Genomic DNA, 17,589 nt, shown 5'->3' on the forward strand with positions numbered 1-17,589 from the left:
CGCAAACGAACAGGCCCCCGGAGTCGCCTCCGGGGCCCTTTTTTCTCGCCGGAGGGCGCGGGCGGTCAGCGGCGGCGGCCGGCCCCGGCCAGCAGGATGGCCAGGCCGGCGACGATGCCGGTGGTCAGCAGCGGCTTGCGACGGGCGAAGTCGAGGCCGGTGCGGGCATGGGCGCGATACTGCTCCGGCGCCTTCTCGACCAGGCCGTCGAGGCCGTCGATGACCCGGCCGTAGGCCTGCTGGGCCTGACCCTTGGCCTGCCTGAGGCGGCCCTCGATCTGCATCTTCGTATCGCCGGCGAAGCGGCCGGAGGCGGCCTGCACCTTGCCTTCCATCTCGTTGGCGACGCCTTCGATGCGCTGATCGGTCATGGGGGGAGCTCCCGCTATGGAGGTGAGGGGTTGGATTGCTCCACTAGCGCGGAGGAGGCCGGGCGGTTCCGGACGCGGGGCGCGTCGCGCGGTCGCGGGCCCTGGTTTTTGTCCGGGTGATATTGACCGACCAGGTTTCGTCCGGGTATTACCGCCGCGGTTGGCGCGATTTCGGGGCGCCAAACCTGCCAAACCTGCCAGATCCACCCGATCGACAGGGCATATCGGTCGATATGGGGGCCCGCCCCGTCGGCGCCAGGGGCCCGAGCGAGGAGAGAGTTCCATGACCGTCCGCGCCGATCTCCCGGTCGTGTCCTTCCTCGGCGACCGCCGCGTCGCCGCGGGGGCGCTCGGCGAGGTCCTGCCGCTCATCCGCGAGGCCTTGCGCAAGGCCGGCCGGGAGCCCCTGACCTTCGACCGGACCACGGGCAAGGCGGTCGACCTCGACCTGCGCGGAACCCTGGAGGAGGCGCGGGGCCGGCTGGCCGCGCCGCCGGCGCCGGAGAAGCGCGGGCCGGGGCGGCCGAAGCTGGGAGTGACGGCGCGCGAGGTCACGCTGCTGCCGCGCCACTGGGACTGGCTGTCGGCCCAGCCGGGCGGCGCCTCGGTGGCTCTGCGCAAGCTGGTCGAGACGCAGATGAAGGACGGGGAGGGGCCGGAGCGGGCGCGGCGGGCGAAGGAGGCGACGTATCGCTTCATCACCGCCATGGCCGGGGACCGGCCGGGCTATGAGGAGGCGACGCGCTGGCTGTTCGCCGGCGACTGGACGGCCTTCGACGCGGCGGTGGAGGGCTGGCCCGAGGACGTGCGCGAGACGGCGCGGGCGATGGCGGCGGGGGCGTGGCGGAACGGGGCGGGGTGAGGCCGCTCAGACGAACCTTCTCCCCTTGCGGGAGAAGGTGGCCGCGCAGCGGCCGGATGAGGGGTCGCGCCGCTCCCTCGACAGAAAGCAGTTTTGAGCGCAGCGTGCAACCTATGGGCGATTGGCTTCGTCAGCGGGCGAGAGAGATGCGCCGCGAACCGGCCGTCTACGAGCGCCGGCTGTGGAAGCTGCTGCGCGACCGGCGCCTGGTCGGTCTCAAGTTCCGGCGTCAGCTCGTGTTCGAGGATGGACCGTACATCGCGGACTTCATCTGCTTCCGCCACAGGCTGATCGTGGAGGCGGACGGGCCGCGGCACGATCCCGAGCGGGACGCGGAGCGGGATGCGTGGCTGCGAGGTCAGGGGTTTCGCGTGCTGCGGTTCGCCAATCAGGTGATCGAGACGCGGGGACATGAGGTCGTCGCGGCGATCCTTGCGGCTGCCGAGGCGAACGTCGACCGCAACTGATCCGTCTTTGGAGAGCCGGTTTACGGGAGGGAGGCCAGAGGTCTTCTGCGGTCGTTACTGGTGCGACCCCTCATCCGACCCCGCTTCGCGGGGCCACCTTCTCCCCCAAGGGGAGAAGGATTTCATCCCACCTTCACCCGCGTCGCCGCCTCCGGGAGATCCTCCCCGAACGCCCGCTGGTAGAACTCCGCGATGGTCGGGCGCTCCAGCTCGTCGCACTTGTTGAGGAAGGTGAGCCGGAAGCCGAGGGCCACGTCGCCGCCGAAGATGATGGCGTTCTGGGCCCAGGTGATCACCGTCCGCGGCGACATCACGGTGGAGATGTCGCCGTTCATGAAGGCGTTGCGGGTCATGTCGGCGACGCGGACCATGGCGGCGATGCGGCGCTTGCCCTCGGCGTCGTTCCACTCGGGCACCTTGGCGGCCACGATCTCGGCCTCGACGTCGTGGTCGAGGTAGTTGAGCGTGGTGACGATGTTCCAGCGGTCCATCTGACCCTGGTTGATCTGCTGGGTGCCGTGATAGAGGCCCGAGGTGTCGCCGAGGCCGATGGTGTTGGTCGTCGAGAACAGGCGGAACCAGCGGTTCGGGCGGATGACGCGGTTCTGGTCGAGCAGGGTCAGGCGGCCCTGGGCCTCGAGCACGCGCTGGATCACGAACATCACATCGGGCCGGCCGGCGTCGTATTCGTCGAAGACGAGGGCGATCGGGCGCTGCAGGGCCCAGGGCAGCATGCCCTCGCGGAACTCGGTGACCTGCTTGCCTTCCTTGAAGACGATGGCGTCCTTGCCGACCAGGTCGATGCGGCTGACGTGGCTGTCGAGGTTGACGCGCACCAGCGGCCAGTTGAGGCGGGCGGCGACCTGCTCGATGTGCGTCGACTTGCCGGTGCCGTGATAGCCCTGGACCATCACGCGGCGGTCGAAGGCGAAGCCGGCGCAGATGGCCAGCGTCGTCTGCGGATCGAACCGGTAGGCGTCGTCGATGTCCGGCACGTGGCTGTCGCGCGTGTCGAAGGCCGGCACGACCATGTCGGAATCGACCCCGAACATCTCGCGCACGCTCACCTTGCGGTGGGGTTCGAGGGTCAGCAGCGGGTCGGGGGTCGAGTCGAGGGGGGAGGTCATGGCCGCACACTTAAGAGCGCGGCGGCGCGGGGTCCAGCGGCAGGGCGGGCGGTGTGAAAGAACGCCGCTTTACAGTTCTCGCCCGCGAGCGTAATAACTGACCAGTCAGTTAGCAAGGACGCGCGATGCTGCCGCCCGGTGAGCCGAAGTTCCGTCGTCGACCCGCCGACCGCCCGGCCGAGATCCTCGCCGCGGCGCTGGAGGTGTTCGCCGCGCGCGGCTTCCAGGCGGCCCGGCTGGAGGAGGTGGCAAAGCGCGCCGGCGTCTCGAAGGGCGCGCTCTACCTCTATTTCGAGACCAAGGCCGACCTGTTCCGGGCGGTGGTCACCGACGCGGTGTCGCCGAACATCGAGCGGGTGAAGGCGGTGGCGACGGCCGACCTGCCGCTGGAGCAGGTGGTGCGCATGGCGCTGCCGATGCTGGCGCGGCAGGTGGTCGGCGACCGGCGCATCACCGGCGTGGTCAAGCTGGTCATCGCCGAGAGCCGCAACCATCCGGAACTGGCGAGCATCTGGCGCGAGGCGGTGGTCGAGCCGGGGGTGCAGTTGATCAGCGGGCTGATCGCGGCGGCCCAGGCGCGCGGCGAGGTGCGGCCGGGCGACCCGCGGCTGTTCGCCTTCGGCCTGATGGGGCCGATGGTGCTGTCGATGGTGTGGCGCGAGACCTTCGAGCCGGTCGGGGCGGAGCCGATCGACGTGGTCGCGCTGGCGGAGCAGCATGTCGAAACGGTGCTGAGGGGGATGCGGCCATGAAGCGTCTGCGGCCGGTGCTGGTGATCGTGGGGGTGGCGGTTTTCGGCTCGATCATGTGGGCGCTGATCGCCCGCGACGGCGGGCCGCGGGTGCTGACCGGCTACATCGAGGGCGAGCGGGTTTATCTGGCCGCCCCGGTCTCGGGGGCGGTGGCTGAGCTCTACGTGCGCGAGGGCGAGCGGGTGGCGGCGGGCGGTCGCACCTTCCTGATCGATCCGGCGGTGCAGCGGGCCCAGGCGGGCAGCGCGGCGGCGGCGGTGGGCGCGGCCGAGGCGCGGGTCGAGGACTTGAGGAAGGGCCAGCGGGCCGAGGAGCTGTCGGTGTTCGACGCCGAGCTGGCGGCGGCCGAGGCGGCCGAGCGTCAGGCCGAGGCGGAGTATGGCCGCATCGAGCCGCTGGTGCGGCAGGGCATCTACGCCCCGGCGCGGCTGGACCAGGTGCGGTCGGCCCGCGACGCGGCGCGCGCGCAGACGGCGGCGGTGCGCAGGCGGCGCGAGGTGGCGACGCTGGGCGCGCGGCGCGACGCGGTGGCGGCGGCCCAGCGGCAGGCCGAGCAGGCGGCCGGCGGGCTGGAAGAGGCGCGGGTCCGGCTGGGCCAGCTGGCGCCGGCGGCGCCGGCGGCGGCGCGGGTCGAGGAGATTTTCTTCCGGCCGGGCGAATGGGCGGCGGCCAACCAGCCGGTGCTGGCCCTGCTGCCGGACAGCGAGGTCAAGCTGGTGTTCTTCGTCCCCCAGGCGGAGATGGCGTTGTACCGGCCCGGCCAGACGGTGCGCTTCGGGTGCGACGGCTGCGCCGGCGAGGGACGGGCGCGGATCGCCTGGGTCAGCCCGCGGCCGGAGTTCACCCCGCCGGTGCTGTACAGCCGGGGCAGCCGCGACCGTCTGGTCTACCGTATCGAGGCGCGGCCCGAGGGCGCGGCGACGCTGAACCCGGGCCTTCCGGTCGACGTGATCCCGCTGGAGGCGGGGGAGTAGATGGCGGCCCCCGGGCCAGCGCCGCGTCGGGTCGAGAAGGCGGAGCCCTCTGACCGCGGCGCCCACGAAAAGGTCATCGACGTCCGCGGGCTGAACAAGTCGTTCGGCGCCCTGCACGCGGTGAAGGACTTCGGCATCGTGGTGGAGCGCGGGCGCATCTGCGGCTTCCTGGGGCCCAACGGCGCGGGGAAGACGACGACGCTGCGCATGCTGTTCGGGCTTCTGCGGCCCGACAGCGGCGAGGGCACGGTGCTGGGCTTCGACGTGCTGAAGGACTCGCGCGAGATCAAGCGGCGGGTCGGCTACATGACGCAGCGGTTCTCGCTCTACGAGGACCTGTCGATCGAGCAGAACCTGACCTTCACCGCCCGGGTGCACGAGCTGGACCGGCGGCGCGAGCGGGTGCAGGCGGCGCTGGACGGGCTGGGGCTGACGGCGCGGCGGGCGCAACTGGCCGGCACGCTGTCGGGCGGCTGGAAGCAGCGGCTGGCGCTGGCGGCGGCGACCCTGCACGGGCCCGAGCTGCTGCTGCTGGACGAGCCGACGGCGGGGGTCGACCCGGAGGCGCGGCGCACCTTCTGGGACGAGATCCACGGCCTGGCGGCCAGGGGCATGACCGTGCTGGTCTCGACCCACTACATGGACGAGGCCGAGCGCTGTCACGAGATCGCCTACATCGCCGGCGGACGGACCCTGGCGCGCGGCACGGCGGACGAGGTGATCGACGCCTCCGGCCTGGTCACCTTCCACGCCGAGGGGCCGGGCGCGGACCGGCTGGCGCGCGAACTGCGCGGGACGCCGGGCGTGGAGATGGCGGCGCCGTTCGGCACGGTGCTGCACGTGTCCGGCCGGGATCGGGCGGCGCTGGAGGCCGCCATCGCGCCTTACCGCAAGTCGCCGCTGGTCTGGAGCGAGACCCGGCCGACGCTGGAGGACGTGTTCATCCAGCTGATCCACGACCGTGAGGCGGCGAAAGCCAAGGCGGAGGCGGCCTGATGATCTCGCTGACCCGGACCTGGGCGGTGATGGCCAAGGAGTTCGTGCAGCTGACGCGCGACCGGCTGACCTACGCCATGATCCTGGCCATGCCGATCGTGCAGCTGCTGCTGTTCGGCTACGCCATCAACGATGACCCGCGGAACCTGCCGACCGCGGTGCTGGTGCAGGACCAGGGCGGCTTCTCGCGCTCGGTCCTGACCGCGCTGGACAACAGCGGCTATTTCGAGGTCACGCGGGTGGCGCGCAGCACCGCCGAACTGGACCGGGCGCTGGAGCGGGGCGAGGCGCAGTTCGCGGTGATCATCCCGGCCGACTTCACCCGGCGGGTGGTGCGCGGCGAGGGGGCGCAGATCCTGGTCGAGGCCGACGCCTCGGATCCGTCGGCGACCTCGGGCGCGGTGGCGGCCCTGCTGCAGCTGCCGCAGCAGGCGCTGGCCCGCGAGCTGGCGGGGCCCTTGGCGACCCGGGCGTCGGGTCCGCCGCCGTTCGAGGTCGTGGTTCACCGGCGCTACAATCCGGAGGCGATCACCGCCTACAACATCGTGCCCGGCCTGCTGGGCGTGATCCTGTCGATGACGCTGGTGATGATGACCTCGCTGGGCATGGCGCGGGAGCGCGAGCGGGGCACGATGGAGAGCCTGCTGGCCACGCCGGTGCTGCCGATCGAGGTCATGGTCGGCAAGCTGACGCCCTATGTGCTGGTCGGGCTGGTGCAGGCCGTGCTGATCCTGGTGCTGGCGCGGGTCCTGTTCGCGGCGCCGATGAGCGGCGGCTGGCTGGCGCTGGGGGCGGGGCTGATGCTGTTCATCGTCGGTTCGCTGGCGCTGGGGTTCCTGATCTCGACGTTGGCGAAGACGCAGCTGCAGGCCATGCAGATGAGCGTCTTCTACATGTTGCCGTCGATCCTGCTGTCCGGCTTCATGTTCCCGTTCCGCGGCATGCCCGACTGGGCGCAGTGGCTGGGGCTGGCGATCCCCGTGACCCACGTCCTCAGGGTGGTGCGCGGATCGGTGCTCAAGGGCGTGGGCCTGGAGAACGCGGGACCCAGCCTGCTGGCGCTGCTGCTGTTCGTGCTGGTCGTGGGGACACTGGCGATGCTGAGGTACCGGACGACCCTGGACTGAACGCGCACCCTCTCCCGGCGGGAGAGGAACTGCGTCAGGCGGCGCTCAACCGGACGTCCACGTTGTTGCGCGTGGCGTTGGAGTAGGGGCAGACGGCGTGGGCCTTCTGAATCAGGTCGTCGATGACCGCCTGGTCGAGGCCGTGGTCGACGACCTCCAGCTCAATGTCGAGGTTGAAGCCCTCGCCGCGGGTGTTCTTGCCGAAGCCGACGGTCGACCGGACCCTGGTGTCCGGGCCGACGGGCGTGCCCGCCTTGCCGGCGACGAGGCGCAGCGCGCCGAGGTAGCAGGCGGCGTAGCCGGCGGCGAACAGCTGCTCGGGATTGGTCCCGTCGCCGCCCTTGCCGCCCATTTCGGTCGGCGTGGACAGGCGGACGTCGACCTTGCCGTCGTCGGTGGCGGCGCGGCCGTCTTCGCGGCCGCCGCCGCTGGCCGTGGCGTGGGCTCGGTACAGGACTTCCATGGCGGGTCTCCTTTGATCGGGGCCCCCTGAGGTAGGCGTCCCCGGGAGGGACGCTAGGCCAGACCCGACTTCTTCAGCGTCTTGTAGGCCTTGATGACCCGCTGCAGCTTGGCTTCGGCGCCGCGGTCGCCCTTGTTCAGATCGGGGTGGAAGCGCTTGAGCAGCTCGTGGTAGCGGGCCTTGATCGCCTTCCTGTCGGTGCGGACGTCGAGGTCGAGGTCGGCGAGGGCGGCGCGCTCGAGACGGCCGATGCGCAGGTCGTCCTGGCCCTCCGGCGCCGCCTGTTCGCGCGTGCGGCGGCCGAACAGGCCGAAGCTGTCGCGCCAGTTGCCGGCGCCCTGGGTGTTGGCCGTGCCCATCTTGGCGGCGAAGGCGGCGGCCTCGCGGCTGAACTTGCCGGCCTTCATCTCCCACGTCGGGCGGCCGCCGGTCATGGCCTCGTTCTCCTGGGCGGCGCGGATCTCTCCCTCGCTCATCCCGGCGTAGAAGTTCCAGCCCTTGTTGTACTCGGCGGCGTGGCCCTGGCAGAAGTCGTAGAAGTCGTGCAGCCGCTCGCGCGACTTCGGCGCCTTCGCCGTGGCGGGACGGCTGCAGTCGGGCCACTGGCAGGCCTTCTCCCCCGGCTTGAGACCGAGCACGTCGGCGGCCGCGGCCTCCTCTTCCGGGCGCGGCGGCTTGACGCGCATATCCCTGAATCGCGGCTTGTATTGAAAGGCGGACGACATCCCCCGAAGTGTAGGGCTGAATTGGTCTGCAACAAGGAGCCGCCCGTGACCGAGGGTCCGATCGCACGGAAAATCCGTGAAAAACTCATCGCCGGCCTGAATCCGGAGCGGCTGGAGGTCGAGGACGACAGCGCCCGCCACGCCGGTCATCATCACGAAGGGGGCATCGACGGCCGCGCCGGCGGCGAGAGCCACCTCAACCTGACCGTCGTCGCCGCGGCTTTCGAGGGGCAGGGGCGGGTGCAACGGCAGCGTGCGGTGACCGACCTGTTGCGCGAGGAACTGGCGGGCCCGGTGCACGCCCTGTCGATTCGCGCGCTGACGCCCGCGGAGGCCGATCAGGCCTGACGACGTCCGGGGAGACAAACCACCGTTCACCTCGTCTTAGAACCTTCGCCCTAGCGTTCCGGCGGGCTGAACCGGGGGGACGCGCGCGATGGTGGAATCGGACGGCATCGGCAAGGCTGCGGGCGACCCCGACGCGGGAGAAGCCGCCCAGGCGCTGCGCGCGATCCTCCAGACCCAGTATCTCCGCTATGTGATCATCGCCAGCTGGGCCCTGGGCCTGCTCGCGACCGTCGGGTGGGCGCCGGCGACGCTATGGTTCATCGGCACCCTCGCCGCCGGCGCGGTCCGGGGCGCGTTCGAGAAGCGCATCAGCCAGCGCGTCGGGACCGGCTGGGGGCTGATCTTCCCCGCGGTCGCCACCGCCACCACCGCGGCGTGGGCGGCGGCTCCGCTGATCGCCTGGTTCTCGGGCGCCGAGTTCGGCCCGGCGCTCGCCCTGGCCCTGCTGGTGTCCGGCTATGTGCTGGTGTTCGCCCAGCTGCGCAGCTCGCCGCGTCAGGCGGTGGTGATCTCGTCCCCCTACGGCGTGGCCGCGGTGATCATCGCCGCCAGCCTGTGGGGCACGCCCCTGTTCTGGCAGTTCCTGGCCATCGTGCCCTTCACCGCCGCCGGCCTGTTCGTGCTGGTGATGATGACCATGCTGCGTGAGGAGCGCATCCGCGCCTTCCAGGAACATCAGGCCCATCTGATCGAGGAGCTGGAGGCGGCGCGCGACCGCGCCAACGCGGCGTCCGACGCGAAATCGAACTTCCTCGGCGTGATCTCGCACGAACTGCGCACGCCGATGAACGGCGTGCTGGGCGCGGCCCAGCTGCTCAACGCGACCCGGCTTGAACCGACCCAGCGCGAGTATCTGTCGATCATCCGCAACTCGGGCGACAACCTGCTGTCGCTGCTCAACGACATCCTCGACATGACCAAGATCGAGGCTGGCAAGATGACCTTCGAGGTTGTCGACGTGAACGTGGACGACCTGCACAAGCGGGTCATCGGCCCCTTCCAGGCCCAGGCCGAAGCCAAGGGGCTGACCTTCACCACGCGGCTCGAAGGCGAGATTCCCGCAGTGGTGCGCGGCGACCCGCTACGGGTCTGCCAGGTGATCCACAATCTGCTGTCGAACGCCGTCAAGTTCACCGACGCCGGAGAGATTCTGTACACGGTGCGGGGCGAGCGGCTGGACGAAGGGCGGGTTCGCTTCCATTTCGCGGTCAAGGATTCCGGAGCCGGCATCGCCCCCGAGGACCTCGAGCGCCTGTTCCAGCCGTTCACCCAGGTCGACGCCTCGTCGACCCGCCGGTTCGGGGGCACGGGCCTCGGCCTGACCATCTCCCGCCGCATGGCCAACATCATGGATGGCGACATCACGGTGGAATCCACCCTCGGGGAGGGCTCCACCTTCCTGTTCTCGGTCGAGGCCCCGGTGGTCGAGTGGGCGCGCCAGGAAGAGGCCCAGCCGATCGTGGCCGAGGTCGCCGGCGGTCAGTCGCTGAGCGTGCTGGTGGTCGAGGACCACCCCGTCAACCGCATGATTCTGGAAGCCTGGATGGGGTCCGCCGGCCACGTCTCCGCCACGGCGGAGAACGGCCAGATCGCCCTCGAGGCGGCCGGAGAGCAGCGCTTCGACCTGATCGTCATGGACGTGAACATGCCCGTGATGGACGGCCTGACCGCGACCCGGGCGATCCGGGCGGGCGACGGACCGAATGCGGACACGCCGATCGTGGTCCTGTCGGCCTCGGCGCGCACCGAGGACCACGAGGCCGGCCTCGAGGCGGGCGCCGACGCCTATCTGAACAAGCCGATCGATTTCGCCGCCCTCGCCCTGGTGATGAACCGGGTCGGCGCCGGCCGTGCGGCCGTGCGGGCGCTGGTCGACAGCGGCGAGACGGCGGCGGCCGCCGCCTGAGCAATAAGGTCGGAAAGCGGCGACGGTCTGAACCGGACCTGACCCGGGCCGTTCAGACGAGGCTCAAACGCGCCACTCCATGATGCGGACAAGTCGAAATCCTTCGGCCGCATCGGGAGTTACACCATGAAGAAGTTCGTCACCGCGGCCGTGGCCGCGACCCTCGCCCTGGGTTCGGTCGGCATGGCCTCGGCCGCCGAGGCGCAATCGCGCGGCGACCGTTACGAGCAGCGCCAGGACCGCCGCGAGTGGCGTCAGGAGCGTCGGGAAGACCGTCGCGAATGGCGTCAGGACCGCCGCGAGGACCGGCGCGAAGCCCGTCAGCAGCAGCGCGCCTACGCCCGCTGGCAGCAGGCCCAGCGTCGCTATCACGCCCCGCGCTACTATGCGCCCAGCGGCTACCAGGTCCGCAGCTGGTCGTACGGCCAGCAGATGCCCTACGCCTACCGGACCCAGCGCTACGTGATCAACGACTACGGCCGCTACGGCCTCGAGCGTCCGCCGCACGGCTACCAGTACGTCCGCAGCGGCAACGACGTGGTCCTCGCCGCCGTCGCCGGCGGGCTGATCAGCGCGGTCATCGCCGGTCTGTTCAACTAACAGGGCGGTCGCGCAGCCGAGACGCCCCGGAAGGAGACTTCCGGGGCGTTTTCGCGTTTGCTCCGGGCTGTGCCGTGATGAGGTCGGATGCGCGCCTTCGCCGAACTGCTGGACCGCCTGTCGCTGACGGCGTCGCGCAACGCCAAGCTGGTGCTGCTCCGGGACTATCTTCGCGCCACGCCCGACCCCGACCGCGGCTGGGCGCTGGCGGCGCTGACCGGCGACCTGACGTTCGACGCGGCCAAGCCGGCGATGATCCGCAAGGCGGTCGAGGCGCGGGTAGATCCGGTGCTGTTCGGCTGGTCCCGGGACTACGTCGGCGACATGGCCGAGACGGTCAGTCTGATCTGGCCCTCCAATCCCGAGCTTCGGCCCAACCGGGAACCGGAGCTGGGGGAGGTGGTCGAGGCGCTGCGGACGGCCGGGCGGCGCGACGTGCCGCGACTGCTCGAGGGCTGGCTGGACGCGCTGGAGCCGAAGGGGCGCTGGGCGCTGCTGAAGCTGATGACCGGCGCGCTGCGGGTGGGCATGTCGGCGCGGCTGGCCAAGACCGCCGCGGCGATGATGCGGCCGGCGGCGCTCAGCGAGCCGCCGGACCCGGACGGCCACGAAGCGGCGACCCCGCTGGAGCCCGTCGAGGCATCGGACATCGAGGAGGTGTGGCATGCGCTGGAGCCGCCCTATGCCGACCTGTTCGCCTGGCTGGAGGGGCGCACGGGGCCGCCGGACGCCGACGCGCCGGGACGTTTCCGGCCGGTGATGCTGGCGACGGCGCTGGACGAGGCGGTGGACTTCGAAAAGCTGCAACCGGCCGACTACGTCGCCGAATGGAAGTGGGACGGCATCCGTGTGCAGGCGGTGCGCGAGGGCGGGGTGGAGAAACTCTATTCCCGCACCGGCGACGAGATCTCGCGCGCCTTTCCCGATGTGATGGCCGGACTGGGCTTCGACGGGGCGGTGGACGGGGAGCTGGTGGTCTGGCGCGACGGCGTCGTGGCCCCCTTCGCCGATCTGCAGCTGCGGCTGAACCGCAAGACGGTCGATGCGAAGCTGATGGCCGACCAGCCGGCGGCGATCGTCGCCTATGACCTGCTGGCCGAGGGGGGCGAGGATCTGCGGGCCCTGCCGCTGGCGGCGCGGCGCGCGCGGCTGGAGGCGCTGGTCCCCTGCGGCGGGCCGCGGCTGCACCTGTCGCCGATCGTGCCCTACGGAAACTGGGACGAACTGGCCCGGCTGCGGGCCGATCCGCCGGTCGGGGCAGCCGCCGAGGGCCTGATGCTCAAGCGGCGCGACAGCCCCTATGTGGCCGGACGCCCGAAAGGCCCGTGGTTCAAGTGGAAACGCGATCCGCACGTCATCGACGCGGTGCTGATGTACGCCCAGCGGGGCAGCGGCAAGCGCTCCAGCTTCTATTCCGACTACACCTTCGGCGTCTGGACCGGGGAGGGGGCCCTGACCCCGGTGGGCAAGGCCTATTTCGGCTTCACCGACGAGGAGCTGAAGCAGCTCGACAAGTTCGTGCGCGATCACACGGTCGAGCGCTTCGGTCCGGTGCGCTCGGTGCGGGCCGGCCGCGACTTCGGCCTGGTGCTGGAGGTCGCTTTCGAGGGACTGCAGCGCTCCGGGCGGCACAAGTCGGGCGTGGCCATGCGCTTCCCGCGGATCAGCCGCATCCGCTGGGACAAGCCGGCGCGGGAGGCCAACACCCTCGACGACGTGATGGATCTACTGGACGCGATCGAGGGCGGCGGCGGGCGGGTGGCGCGGCCGATCGGATAGGCGACGCGAATCCCGCCGCGCGGGCTTCCAAATCCCGCGTCAGACGCTAGACCCGGCGCATGCCCGACCTGATCACGCCCCTGAACCAGGCCGTCGCCGCCGGCCGCGAGGCGGCGGCCGTGGACATCGCCATGGTCGCCAAGCTGACCGACATGGCCGGCGACTTCGCCATCAACCTGCTCGTCGCCCTGATCATCCTGGCGGCGACCATCTTCGCGTCGCGGTGGGCGGCGCGGGTGGCCCGCCGGGTGCTGGGGCGCGTGCGCGGCTTCCGCCAGGATCCGACGGTGCTCAGCTTCGCCGTCCAGGTGGTGCGGGTGCTGGTGCTGATCGTCGGCCTGATCGCCGTGCTGCAGCGGCTCGGGGTGCAGACGACCTCGATCATCGCCGTGCTGGGGGCCGCCTCCCTGGCGGTCGGTCTGGCCCTGCAGGGGACGCTTTCCAACGTCGCGGCGGGGGTGATGCTGCTGGTGCTCCGCCCCTACCGGGTCGGCGAGGTGATCGACCTGAACGGCGTGGCCGGCACGGTGCAGCGCCTTGACCTGTTCACCACCCAGCTGTCGAACGCCAACAATCACAAGATCGTGGTGCCGAACTCCAAGGTGCTGAGTGACGTGGTCGTCAATCTCACCGGCCAGAAGACGCGGCGCATCGAGATCAACTTCACCGTCGGCTACGGCGAGGACCTGGGGGCGGCGCGGGCGGTTCTGGCCGCGACGGCGTCGGCGCACGACAAGGTGCTGGAGGACCCGGCTCCGTGGACCGGGGTCACGGGCCTGCTGGACAGCGCGGTGCAGATCACCCTGCACGCCTGGGTCAAATCGGACGACTGGTGGCAGACCCAGGCCGACCTGATGCAGGGCGGCAAGGAGGCGCTGGACGCCGCGGACATCGAGATCCCGTTCCCGCACCAGGTCGCCGTACCCTATGGCGACGAGAAGGACGTCCTGCCGGTCGTGCGGGTGCGCAAGGAGCCCGCGGTGGACGCGCGGGCGGAGGAAGGCTGAGGCATGCGCTACGATTTCGGCTCCGACAATACGGCCGGCATGGCGCCCGCGGCGCTGCAGGCGCTGGTCGAGGCCAACGCCGGCTACGCGCGGGCCTACGGCGCTGACGACGCCACGGCGCGGGCGGCCGAGCTGATCCGCCAGCGGCTGGACGCCGACGCCGAGGTGCGGTTCGTTTTCTCGGGCACGGCGGCCAACGCGGTCGGCCTGTCGATGCTGGCCTGGCCGCACGAGGCGGTGCTGGCCCATCACGCCGCCCACGTCTGCACCGACGAGACCGGCGCCCCGGGCTTCTTCGGCCACGGGGTGGGCCTGATCGGCCTGCCGGGGTTCTCGGGCAAGATCGACAGGACCGCGCTGGAGGCGGCGCTGGGCGAGCCGGAGGTGGGTCATCGTCAGCCGCCGGCGGCGCTGAGCCTGACCCAGTCGACCGAGTACGGCGCGGTCTACACCGAGGAGGAGCTGCGCCACCTGATCGAGCCGGTGAAGCTGCGCGGCTACGGGGTGCACATGGACGGGGCGAGGCTGGCCAACGCCGCGGCGGCCGGCTTCGACCTGAAGGACATCGCCCGTCTCGGGGTGGATGTGCTGGTGTTCGGCGGAGCCAAGGCGGGCGCGCTGTGCGCCGAGGCCATCGTCATGTTCGACCGGTCGCTGGCGCGCCGGATCGACAACCGGCTGAAGCAGGCCGGGCAGACCGCCTCGAAGGCCCGCTTCCTCGCCGCGCCCTTCGTCGGCCTGCTGGAGAGCGGGGCCTGGGAGACCGGCGCGGCGCACGCCAACCTGATGGCCCAGCGTCTGGCCGAGGGGGTGGCGGTCGGAACGCCCTTCATCCTCGCCCACCCGGTGGAGGCCAACGCCGTGTTCGTCCGCATGCCGGCCGAGGCGCATGGGCGGCTGAACGAGATGGGCTGGGCCTGCTACCGCTTCGACGACGGCTCGGTCCGCTTCGTCTGCTCCTGGGCCACCGACGCCGCGGCGGTCGACGCCCTGCTGGCCGATATGGCGCAGCTTTCCGCGTGACGCCGAGCCGGGCGCGCGGCTTCATCGGAGCATGGGCGAACAACAGCTGAGGGCGACGTTTCGCGCCGTCGAGGATCAGCCTGCGCCGGACCGGCTCAAAGCTCACATCGAGGCCCTGACGACGACGGCGCGGAAGGACCCGCGCCTGGGTCAGCCGGTTTCGCCGCGCGGCATGTCCATCACTTCCGCCAGCCGGTTGCGGGCGCGGTTGACGCGGCTCTTGATGGTGCCGAGGGCGCAGCCGGCGATCTCGGCGGCCTCCTCGTAGGACAGCCCCGCGGCGCCGACCAGCACGATGGCCTCGCGGTGGGTCGGCGGCAGATCGTCCATGGCCATGCGCAACCGGTCCAGTTCGACGGTCCACTCCTGGGCGCCTTCGGAAACGAGCGTCGCGGCGTGGCGGCCTTCCTCGTCGGCCACCTCGCGCTGGCGTCGCGCCACCGTCGAGTACCAGGAGTTCCTGAGGATGGTGAACAGCCAGGCGCGCAGGTTGGTGCCGGCTTCGTAGCGGCCGCGATAGGTCCACGCCTTGGTGAGGGTCTCCTGCACCAGATCATCGGCGTCGGCGGCGTTGCGGCACAGCGACCAGGCGAAGGCCCGCAGCGACGGGAGCTGGGCGGTGACCGCCTGGCGCCAGACGGAGGGGTCGGCGATATCGTCGCGGGCCCGGGCTCGGCCGGTCGGAAGCGAGGCGCCGTCGAGCGGCGCGAGGGCGTGCGGCATTCGACGATCCTGTCGGTCGGAGCGCCGGCTCCCACGCGAGCCGGCGACCCTTCCGGAACGCCGCCGCTGGTGCGCCGTTCCTGTGTCGGGCGGTCGACTTTGTCGGCGGGCGGTGGCGTCAGTGAGATCGACGCCCCATGTGAGGCCAGGCCCAAGAAGGGGGAAGAAACGGCATGAACACCCACGCGCGGATGTCCGCCGACACCTCCGAAGCGGTCGCCGCCTTCCAACAGGTCCGCGCCGTCCTGCCCGCCCTGGCGAGCGGCTTCTCGGCCGAGGACCTGACCGCCCAGTCGATGCCGGACTGCAGCCCCGGCAAGTGGCACCTCGCGCACACCAGCTGGTTCTGGGAGACGATGATCCTCTCGGCCGAACCCGGCTACCAACCCGTCGATCCGGACTGGGGGCGGCTGTTCAACAGCTACTACGAGGCCTTGGGCGAGCGCGTGGACCGACCCTGTCGCGGGCTGATCACCCGGCCCGGCGTGGACGCCGTGCTGGGCCACCGCCGCGAGGTCGACCGACGCATGGCGGCGTGGCTGGGAGACGGATGCGGCGATGCGCGAACACGTTATCTCGTCCAGCTCGGCCTGCACCACGAGCAGCAGCATCAGGAGCTGTTCCTGATGGACATGCTTCACCTGATGTCGCGGTCGCCGCTGGACCCTGCCGCCTTTCCCGCCGAGCCGCGGGCGGGGTCGACGGAACCGGCGCGCGGCGGCCGGGAGCGCTTCGAGGGCGGTCTGGTCGGGATCGGCCACGTCGCCGGCGGCTTCGCCTTCGATAACGAGGGCCCGGCGCACCGGGTCTGGCTGGAGCCGTTCGAGATCGCCGCCGACCTGACGACCAACGCCGAGTGGATCGCCTTCATCGAGGACGGCGGCTACGCCCGGCCCGAGCTGTGGGCATCCGACGGCTGGGCGGCGGTCAAGGCCGAAGCTTGGGCCGCGCCCCTGTACTGGCGGCGCGAGGCGGAGGGCTGGAGCGTGATGACCCTGGCCGGTCGACGTCCGGTGGATCCCGCGGCGCCCGTGCGGCATGTCAGCTGGTACGAAGCCGACGCCTTCGCCCGCTGGGCGGGAGCCCGCCTGCCGACGGAAGCGGAGTGGGAGCACGCCGCCCGCGCCCGACCTGACGCGATGGCCAACGCCTTCGGCGAGGTGTGGCAATGGACCGCCTCGCCCTACACCCCCTATCCGGGCTTCCGGCCGACCGAAGGGACCGCCGCCGAGTACAACGGCAAGTTCATGGCCAACCAGATAGTGCTGAGAGGCTCGAGCTTCGCCACTCCGGAAGGCCACGCCCGCGTCAGCTATCGCAACTTCTTCTATCCGCACCAGCGCTGGGCCTTCGCCGGTCTTCGGCTGGCGCGCGATGTAGCGCGGGAGACGGCTGGCGGCGGCGAGGGGAACGGCTTCCGCGAGGCCCTGCTGGCCGGGCTGGAGAGCTCGCCCAAGCGGGTTTCGCCGAAGTGGTTCTACGACGCCCAGGGATCGCAACTGTTCGAGGCGATCACTGAGCTGCCGGAGTACTATCCGACCCGTCAGGAGGCGGCGCTGCTTCGTGTGGTGGCGCCGGAATGGTCGCCGCGCTTCGGCCCCGAAGCGGTGCTGGTCGAGTTCGGCTCCGGGGCCAGCGAGAAGACCCGCATCGTGCTGGACGCCGCCCCCGCCCTGGCGGCCTACGTGCCGATCGACATCAGCGCCGAGGCGCTCGCGGCGGCGGCCGATCGCATCGCCGCCGCCTATCCCGATCTGCGGGTCCGGCCGATGGTCGGCGACTTCCTTGCGCTGGATGGGCTGCCCGGGGGGATCGGGGAGGGCCGCCATGTCGGCTTCTTCCCCGGTTCGACCATCGGCAACCTCGATCCGGCCGAGGCGATCGCTTTTCTGCGCGCGGCGCGCGGCCTGCTGGGAGACGGCGCCCTGTTCATTCTGGGCGTGGATCTGGTGAAGGACCCGGCCGCCCTCATCGCGGCGTACGACGACGCGGCCGGGGTCACCGCGGCCTTCAACCGGAACCTTCTGGTCCGGGCCAATCGCGAGCTGGGGGCCGACTTCGATCTCGACGACTTCCGCCATCGGGCTCTCTGGAACGGCCCGGAGTCGAGGATGGAGATGCACCTCGAGGCGCGCCGCGACATGGTCGTCCAGATCGGCGGCCGTCGCATCGCCTTCGCGGCGGGCGAGACGATCCACACCGAGAACTCGCGGAAGTTCACCGCGGCGTCGATTGCCGAACTGGCTGAAGCGGCGGGCTGGCGCGTCGCGGACTTCCGGCAGGGGCCGGCCCCCGCGGTGGCCCTGGTGTTGCTCGAGGCCTGAGGCGGGGCGGAATCG

At 71.2% G+C, this 17,589-nt stretch carries 18 protein-coding genes; 13 read left to right on the forward strand and 5 right to left on the reverse strand.

Going from position 1 to position 17,589, the window contains the following annotated elements; translation table 11 throughout:
• Positions 1–65: 65 nt before the first annotated feature.
• Positions 66–371 carry a CsbD family protein gene (locus BM333_RS12150; RefSeq protein WP_092311941.1) on the reverse strand — a complete coding sequence of 102 codons (306 nt, stop codon included), beginning with the start codon at positions 369–371 and terminating at the stop codon, positions 66–68.
• A 283-nt stretch (positions 372–654) separates the two neighbouring features.
• Here BM333_RS12150 and BM333_RS12155 point away from each other — a divergent pair, with 283 nt between their 5' ends.
• Positions 655–1,233 (forward strand): DUF2239 family protein, encoded by a 579-nt coding sequence (locus tag BM333_RS12155; RefSeq protein WP_092311944.1) that lies wholly within the window; start codon positions 655–657, stop codon positions 1,231–1,233.
• 113 nt (positions 1,234–1,346) lie between these two features.
• A complete protein-coding gene (locus BM333_RS12160; protein WP_092311947.1) occupies positions 1,347–1,700 on the forward strand; it encodes an endonuclease domain-containing protein in 354 nt (117 codons plus the stop codon).
• A gap of 122 nt (positions 1,701–1,822) precedes the next feature.
• On the opposite strand, the gene cobS is transcribed toward BM333_RS12160, so the two are convergent.
• On the reverse strand, positions 1,823–2,827 hold the full coding sequence (gene cobS, locus BM333_RS12165) for a cobaltochelatase subunit CobS (RefSeq protein ID WP_092311952.1): 1,005 nt from the start codon (positions 2,825–2,827) through the stop codon (positions 1,823–1,825).
• A 125-nt stretch (positions 2,828–2,952) separates the two neighbouring features.
• Here cobS and BM333_RS12170 point away from each other — a divergent pair, with 125 nt between their 5' ends.
• The 4 genes from BM333_RS12170 to BM333_RS12185 are packed head-to-tail and all read left to right on the forward strand — an operon-like array spanning position 2,953 to position 6,676.
• The gene (locus BM333_RS12170) at positions 2,953–3,579 is read left to right on the forward strand and encodes a TetR/AcrR family transcriptional regulator (RefSeq protein ID WP_245777258.1); all 627 of its coding nucleotides are present in this window, start codon (positions 2,953–2,955) and stop codon (positions 3,577–3,579) included.
• Complete coding sequence (locus BM333_RS12175; protein ID WP_092311956.1) at positions 3,576–4,553, forward strand: HlyD family secretion protein; 978 nt, start codon at positions 3,576–3,578, stop codon at positions 4,551–4,553. The genes BM333_RS12170 and BM333_RS12175 overlap by 4 nt, the downstream gene beginning before the upstream one ends.
• Positions 4,554–5,549 carry an ABC transporter ATP-binding protein gene (locus BM333_RS12180; RefSeq protein WP_092311959.1) on the forward strand — a complete coding sequence of 332 codons (996 nt, stop codon included), beginning with the start codon at positions 4,554–4,556 and terminating at the stop codon, positions 5,547–5,549.
• Positions 5,549–6,676 (forward strand): ABC transporter permease, encoded by a 1,128-nt coding sequence (locus tag BM333_RS12185; RefSeq protein ID WP_092311961.1) that lies wholly within the window; start codon positions 5,549–5,551, stop codon positions 6,674–6,676. Before BM333_RS12180 ends, BM333_RS12185 begins: the two co-directional genes overlap by 1 nt.
• A gap of 34 nt (positions 6,677–6,710) precedes the next feature.
• Here BM333_RS12185 and BM333_RS12190 read toward each other — a convergent pair whose 3' ends face one another.
• Both BM333_RS12190 and BM333_RS12195 read right to left on the reverse strand, forming a co-directional pair.
• The gene (locus BM333_RS12190; protein ID WP_092311965.1) at positions 6,711–7,139 is read right to left on the reverse strand and encodes an organic hydroperoxide resistance protein; all 429 of its coding nucleotides are present in this window, start codon (positions 7,137–7,139) and stop codon (positions 6,711–6,713) included.
• A gap of 53 nt (positions 7,140–7,192) precedes the next feature.
• Entirely contained in the window at positions 7,193–7,864 is a 672-nt protein-coding gene (locus BM333_RS12195) for a J domain-containing protein (RefSeq protein WP_092311967.1), read from the reverse strand.
• A 45-nt stretch (positions 7,865–7,909) separates the two neighbouring features.
• Here BM333_RS12195 and BM333_RS12200 point away from each other — a divergent pair, with 45 nt between their 5' ends.
• The 6 genes from BM333_RS12200 to BM333_RS12225 all read left to right on the forward strand — a co-directional run bounded on the left by BM333_RS12200 (position 7,910) and on the right by BM333_RS12225 (position 14,527).
• A complete protein-coding gene (locus tag BM333_RS12200) occupies positions 7,910–8,212 on the forward strand; it encodes a BolA family protein (RefSeq protein WP_092312139.1) in 303 nt (100 codons plus the stop codon).
• A gap of 88 nt (positions 8,213–8,300) precedes the next feature.
• Positions 8,301–10,118: an ATP-binding protein gene (locus BM333_RS12205; protein WP_092311971.1), complete on the forward strand. Its 1,818-nt coding sequence runs from the start codon at positions 8,301–8,303 to the stop codon at positions 10,116–10,118.
• A 126-nt stretch (positions 10,119–10,244) separates the two neighbouring features.
• Positions 10,245–10,718, forward strand: coding sequence for an RcnB family protein (locus tag BM333_RS12210; RefSeq protein WP_092311974.1), 474 nt, complete (start codon positions 10,245–10,247; stop codon positions 10,716–10,718).
• An 87-nt stretch (positions 10,719–10,805) separates the two neighbouring features.
• Positions 10,806–12,497 carry a cisplatin damage response ATP-dependent DNA ligase gene (locus BM333_RS12215; protein WP_092311977.1) on the forward strand — a complete coding sequence of 564 codons (1,692 nt, stop codon included), beginning with the start codon at positions 10,806–10,808 and terminating at the stop codon, positions 12,495–12,497.
• 59 nt (positions 12,498–12,556) lie between these two features.
• Positions 12,557–13,504 (forward strand): mechanosensitive ion channel family protein, encoded by a 948-nt coding sequence (locus tag BM333_RS12220; RefSeq protein ID WP_092311980.1) that lies wholly within the window; start codon positions 12,557–12,559, stop codon positions 13,502–13,504.
• A 3-nt stretch (positions 13,505–13,507) separates the two neighbouring features.
• Positions 13,508–14,527, forward strand: coding sequence for a threonine aldolase family protein (locus tag BM333_RS12225; RefSeq protein WP_092311982.1), 1,020 nt, complete (start codon positions 13,508–13,510; stop codon positions 14,525–14,527).
• Positions 14,528–14,677: 150 nt separating this feature from the next.
• On the opposite strand, the gene BM333_RS12230 is transcribed toward BM333_RS12225, so the two are convergent.
• The gene (locus tag BM333_RS12230) at positions 14,678–15,250 is read right to left on the reverse strand and encodes a sigma-70 family RNA polymerase sigma factor (RefSeq protein ID WP_092311985.1); all 573 of its coding nucleotides are present in this window, start codon (positions 15,248–15,250) and stop codon (positions 14,678–14,680) included.
• A gap of 173 nt (positions 15,251–15,423) precedes the next feature.
• On the opposite strand from BM333_RS12230, the gene egtB reads away from it, so the two are divergent.
• Entirely contained in the window at positions 15,424–17,574 is a 2,151-nt protein-coding gene (egtB, locus tag BM333_RS12235; RefSeq protein ID WP_092311988.1) for an ergothioneine biosynthesis protein EgtB, read from the forward strand.
• The last annotated feature ends 15 nt before the right edge of the window (positions 17,575–17,589 follow it).

The sequence above is a fragment of the Brevundimonas viscosa genome (genome assembly GCF_900116065.1).
Classification (GTDB): Bacteria; Pseudomonadota; Alphaproteobacteria; order Caulobacterales; family Caulobacteraceae; genus Brevundimonas; species Brevundimonas viscosa.

Coding starts and splice junctions, on each gene's coding strand:
- BM333_RS12230 (WP_092311985.1), bottom strand. CDS start 15,250: ATGCCGCACGCCCTCGCGCCGCTCGACGGCGCCTCGCTTCCGACCGGC.
- BM333_RS12170 (WP_245777258.1), top strand. CDS start 2,953: ATGCTGCCGCCCGGTGAGCCGAAGTTCCGTCGTCGACCCGCCGACCGC.
- BM333_RS12160 (WP_092311947.1), top strand. CDS start 1,347: ATGGGCGATTGGCTTCGTCAGCGGGCGAGAGAGATGCGCCGCGAACCG.
- BM333_RS12195 (WP_092311967.1), bottom strand. CDS start 7,864: ATGTCGTCCGCCTTTCAATACAAGCCGCGATTCAGGGATATGCGCGTC.
- BM333_RS12215 (WP_092311977.1), top strand. CDS start 10,806: ATGCGCGCCTTCGCCGAACTGCTGGACCGCCTGTCGCTGACGGCGTCG.
- BM333_RS12180 (WP_092311959.1), top strand. CDS start 4,554: ATGGCGGCCCCCGGGCCAGCGCCGCGTCGGGTCGAGAAGGCGGAGCCC.
- BM333_RS12190 (WP_092311965.1), bottom strand. CDS start 7,139: ATGGAAGTCCTGTACCGAGCCCACGCCACGGCCAGCGGCGGCGGCCGC.
- egtB (WP_092311988.1), top strand. CDS start 15,424: ATGAACACCCACGCGCGGATGTCCGCCGACACCTCCGAAGCGGTCGCC.
- BM333_RS12205 (WP_092311971.1), top strand. CDS start 8,301: ATGGTGGAATCGGACGGCATCGGCAAGGCTGCGGGCGACCCCGACGCG.
- BM333_RS12210 (WP_092311974.1), top strand. CDS start 10,245: ATGAAGAAGTTCGTCACCGCGGCCGTGGCCGCGACCCTCGCCCTGGGT.
- BM333_RS12150 (WP_092311941.1), bottom strand. CDS start 371: ATGACCGATCAGCGCATCGAAGGCGTCGCCAACGAGATGGAAGGCAAG.
- BM333_RS12225 (WP_092311982.1), top strand. CDS start 13,508: ATGCGCTACGATTTCGGCTCCGACAATACGGCCGGCATGGCGCCCGCG.
- BM333_RS12175 (WP_092311956.1), top strand. CDS start 3,576: ATGAAGCGTCTGCGGCCGGTGCTGGTGATCGTGGGGGTGGCGGTTTTC.
- cobS (WP_092311952.1), bottom strand. CDS start 2,827: ATGACCTCCCCCCTCGACTCGACCCCCGACCCGCTGCTGACCCTCGAA.
- BM333_RS12155 (WP_092311944.1), top strand. CDS start 655: ATGACCGTCCGCGCCGATCTCCCGGTCGTGTCCTTCCTCGGCGACCGC.
- BM333_RS12185 (WP_092311961.1), top strand. CDS start 5,549: ATGATCTCGCTGACCCGGACCTGGGCGGTGATGGCCAAGGAGTTCGTG.
- BM333_RS12220 (WP_092311980.1), top strand. CDS start 12,557: ATGCCCGACCTGATCACGCCCCTGAACCAGGCCGTCGCCGCCGGCCGC.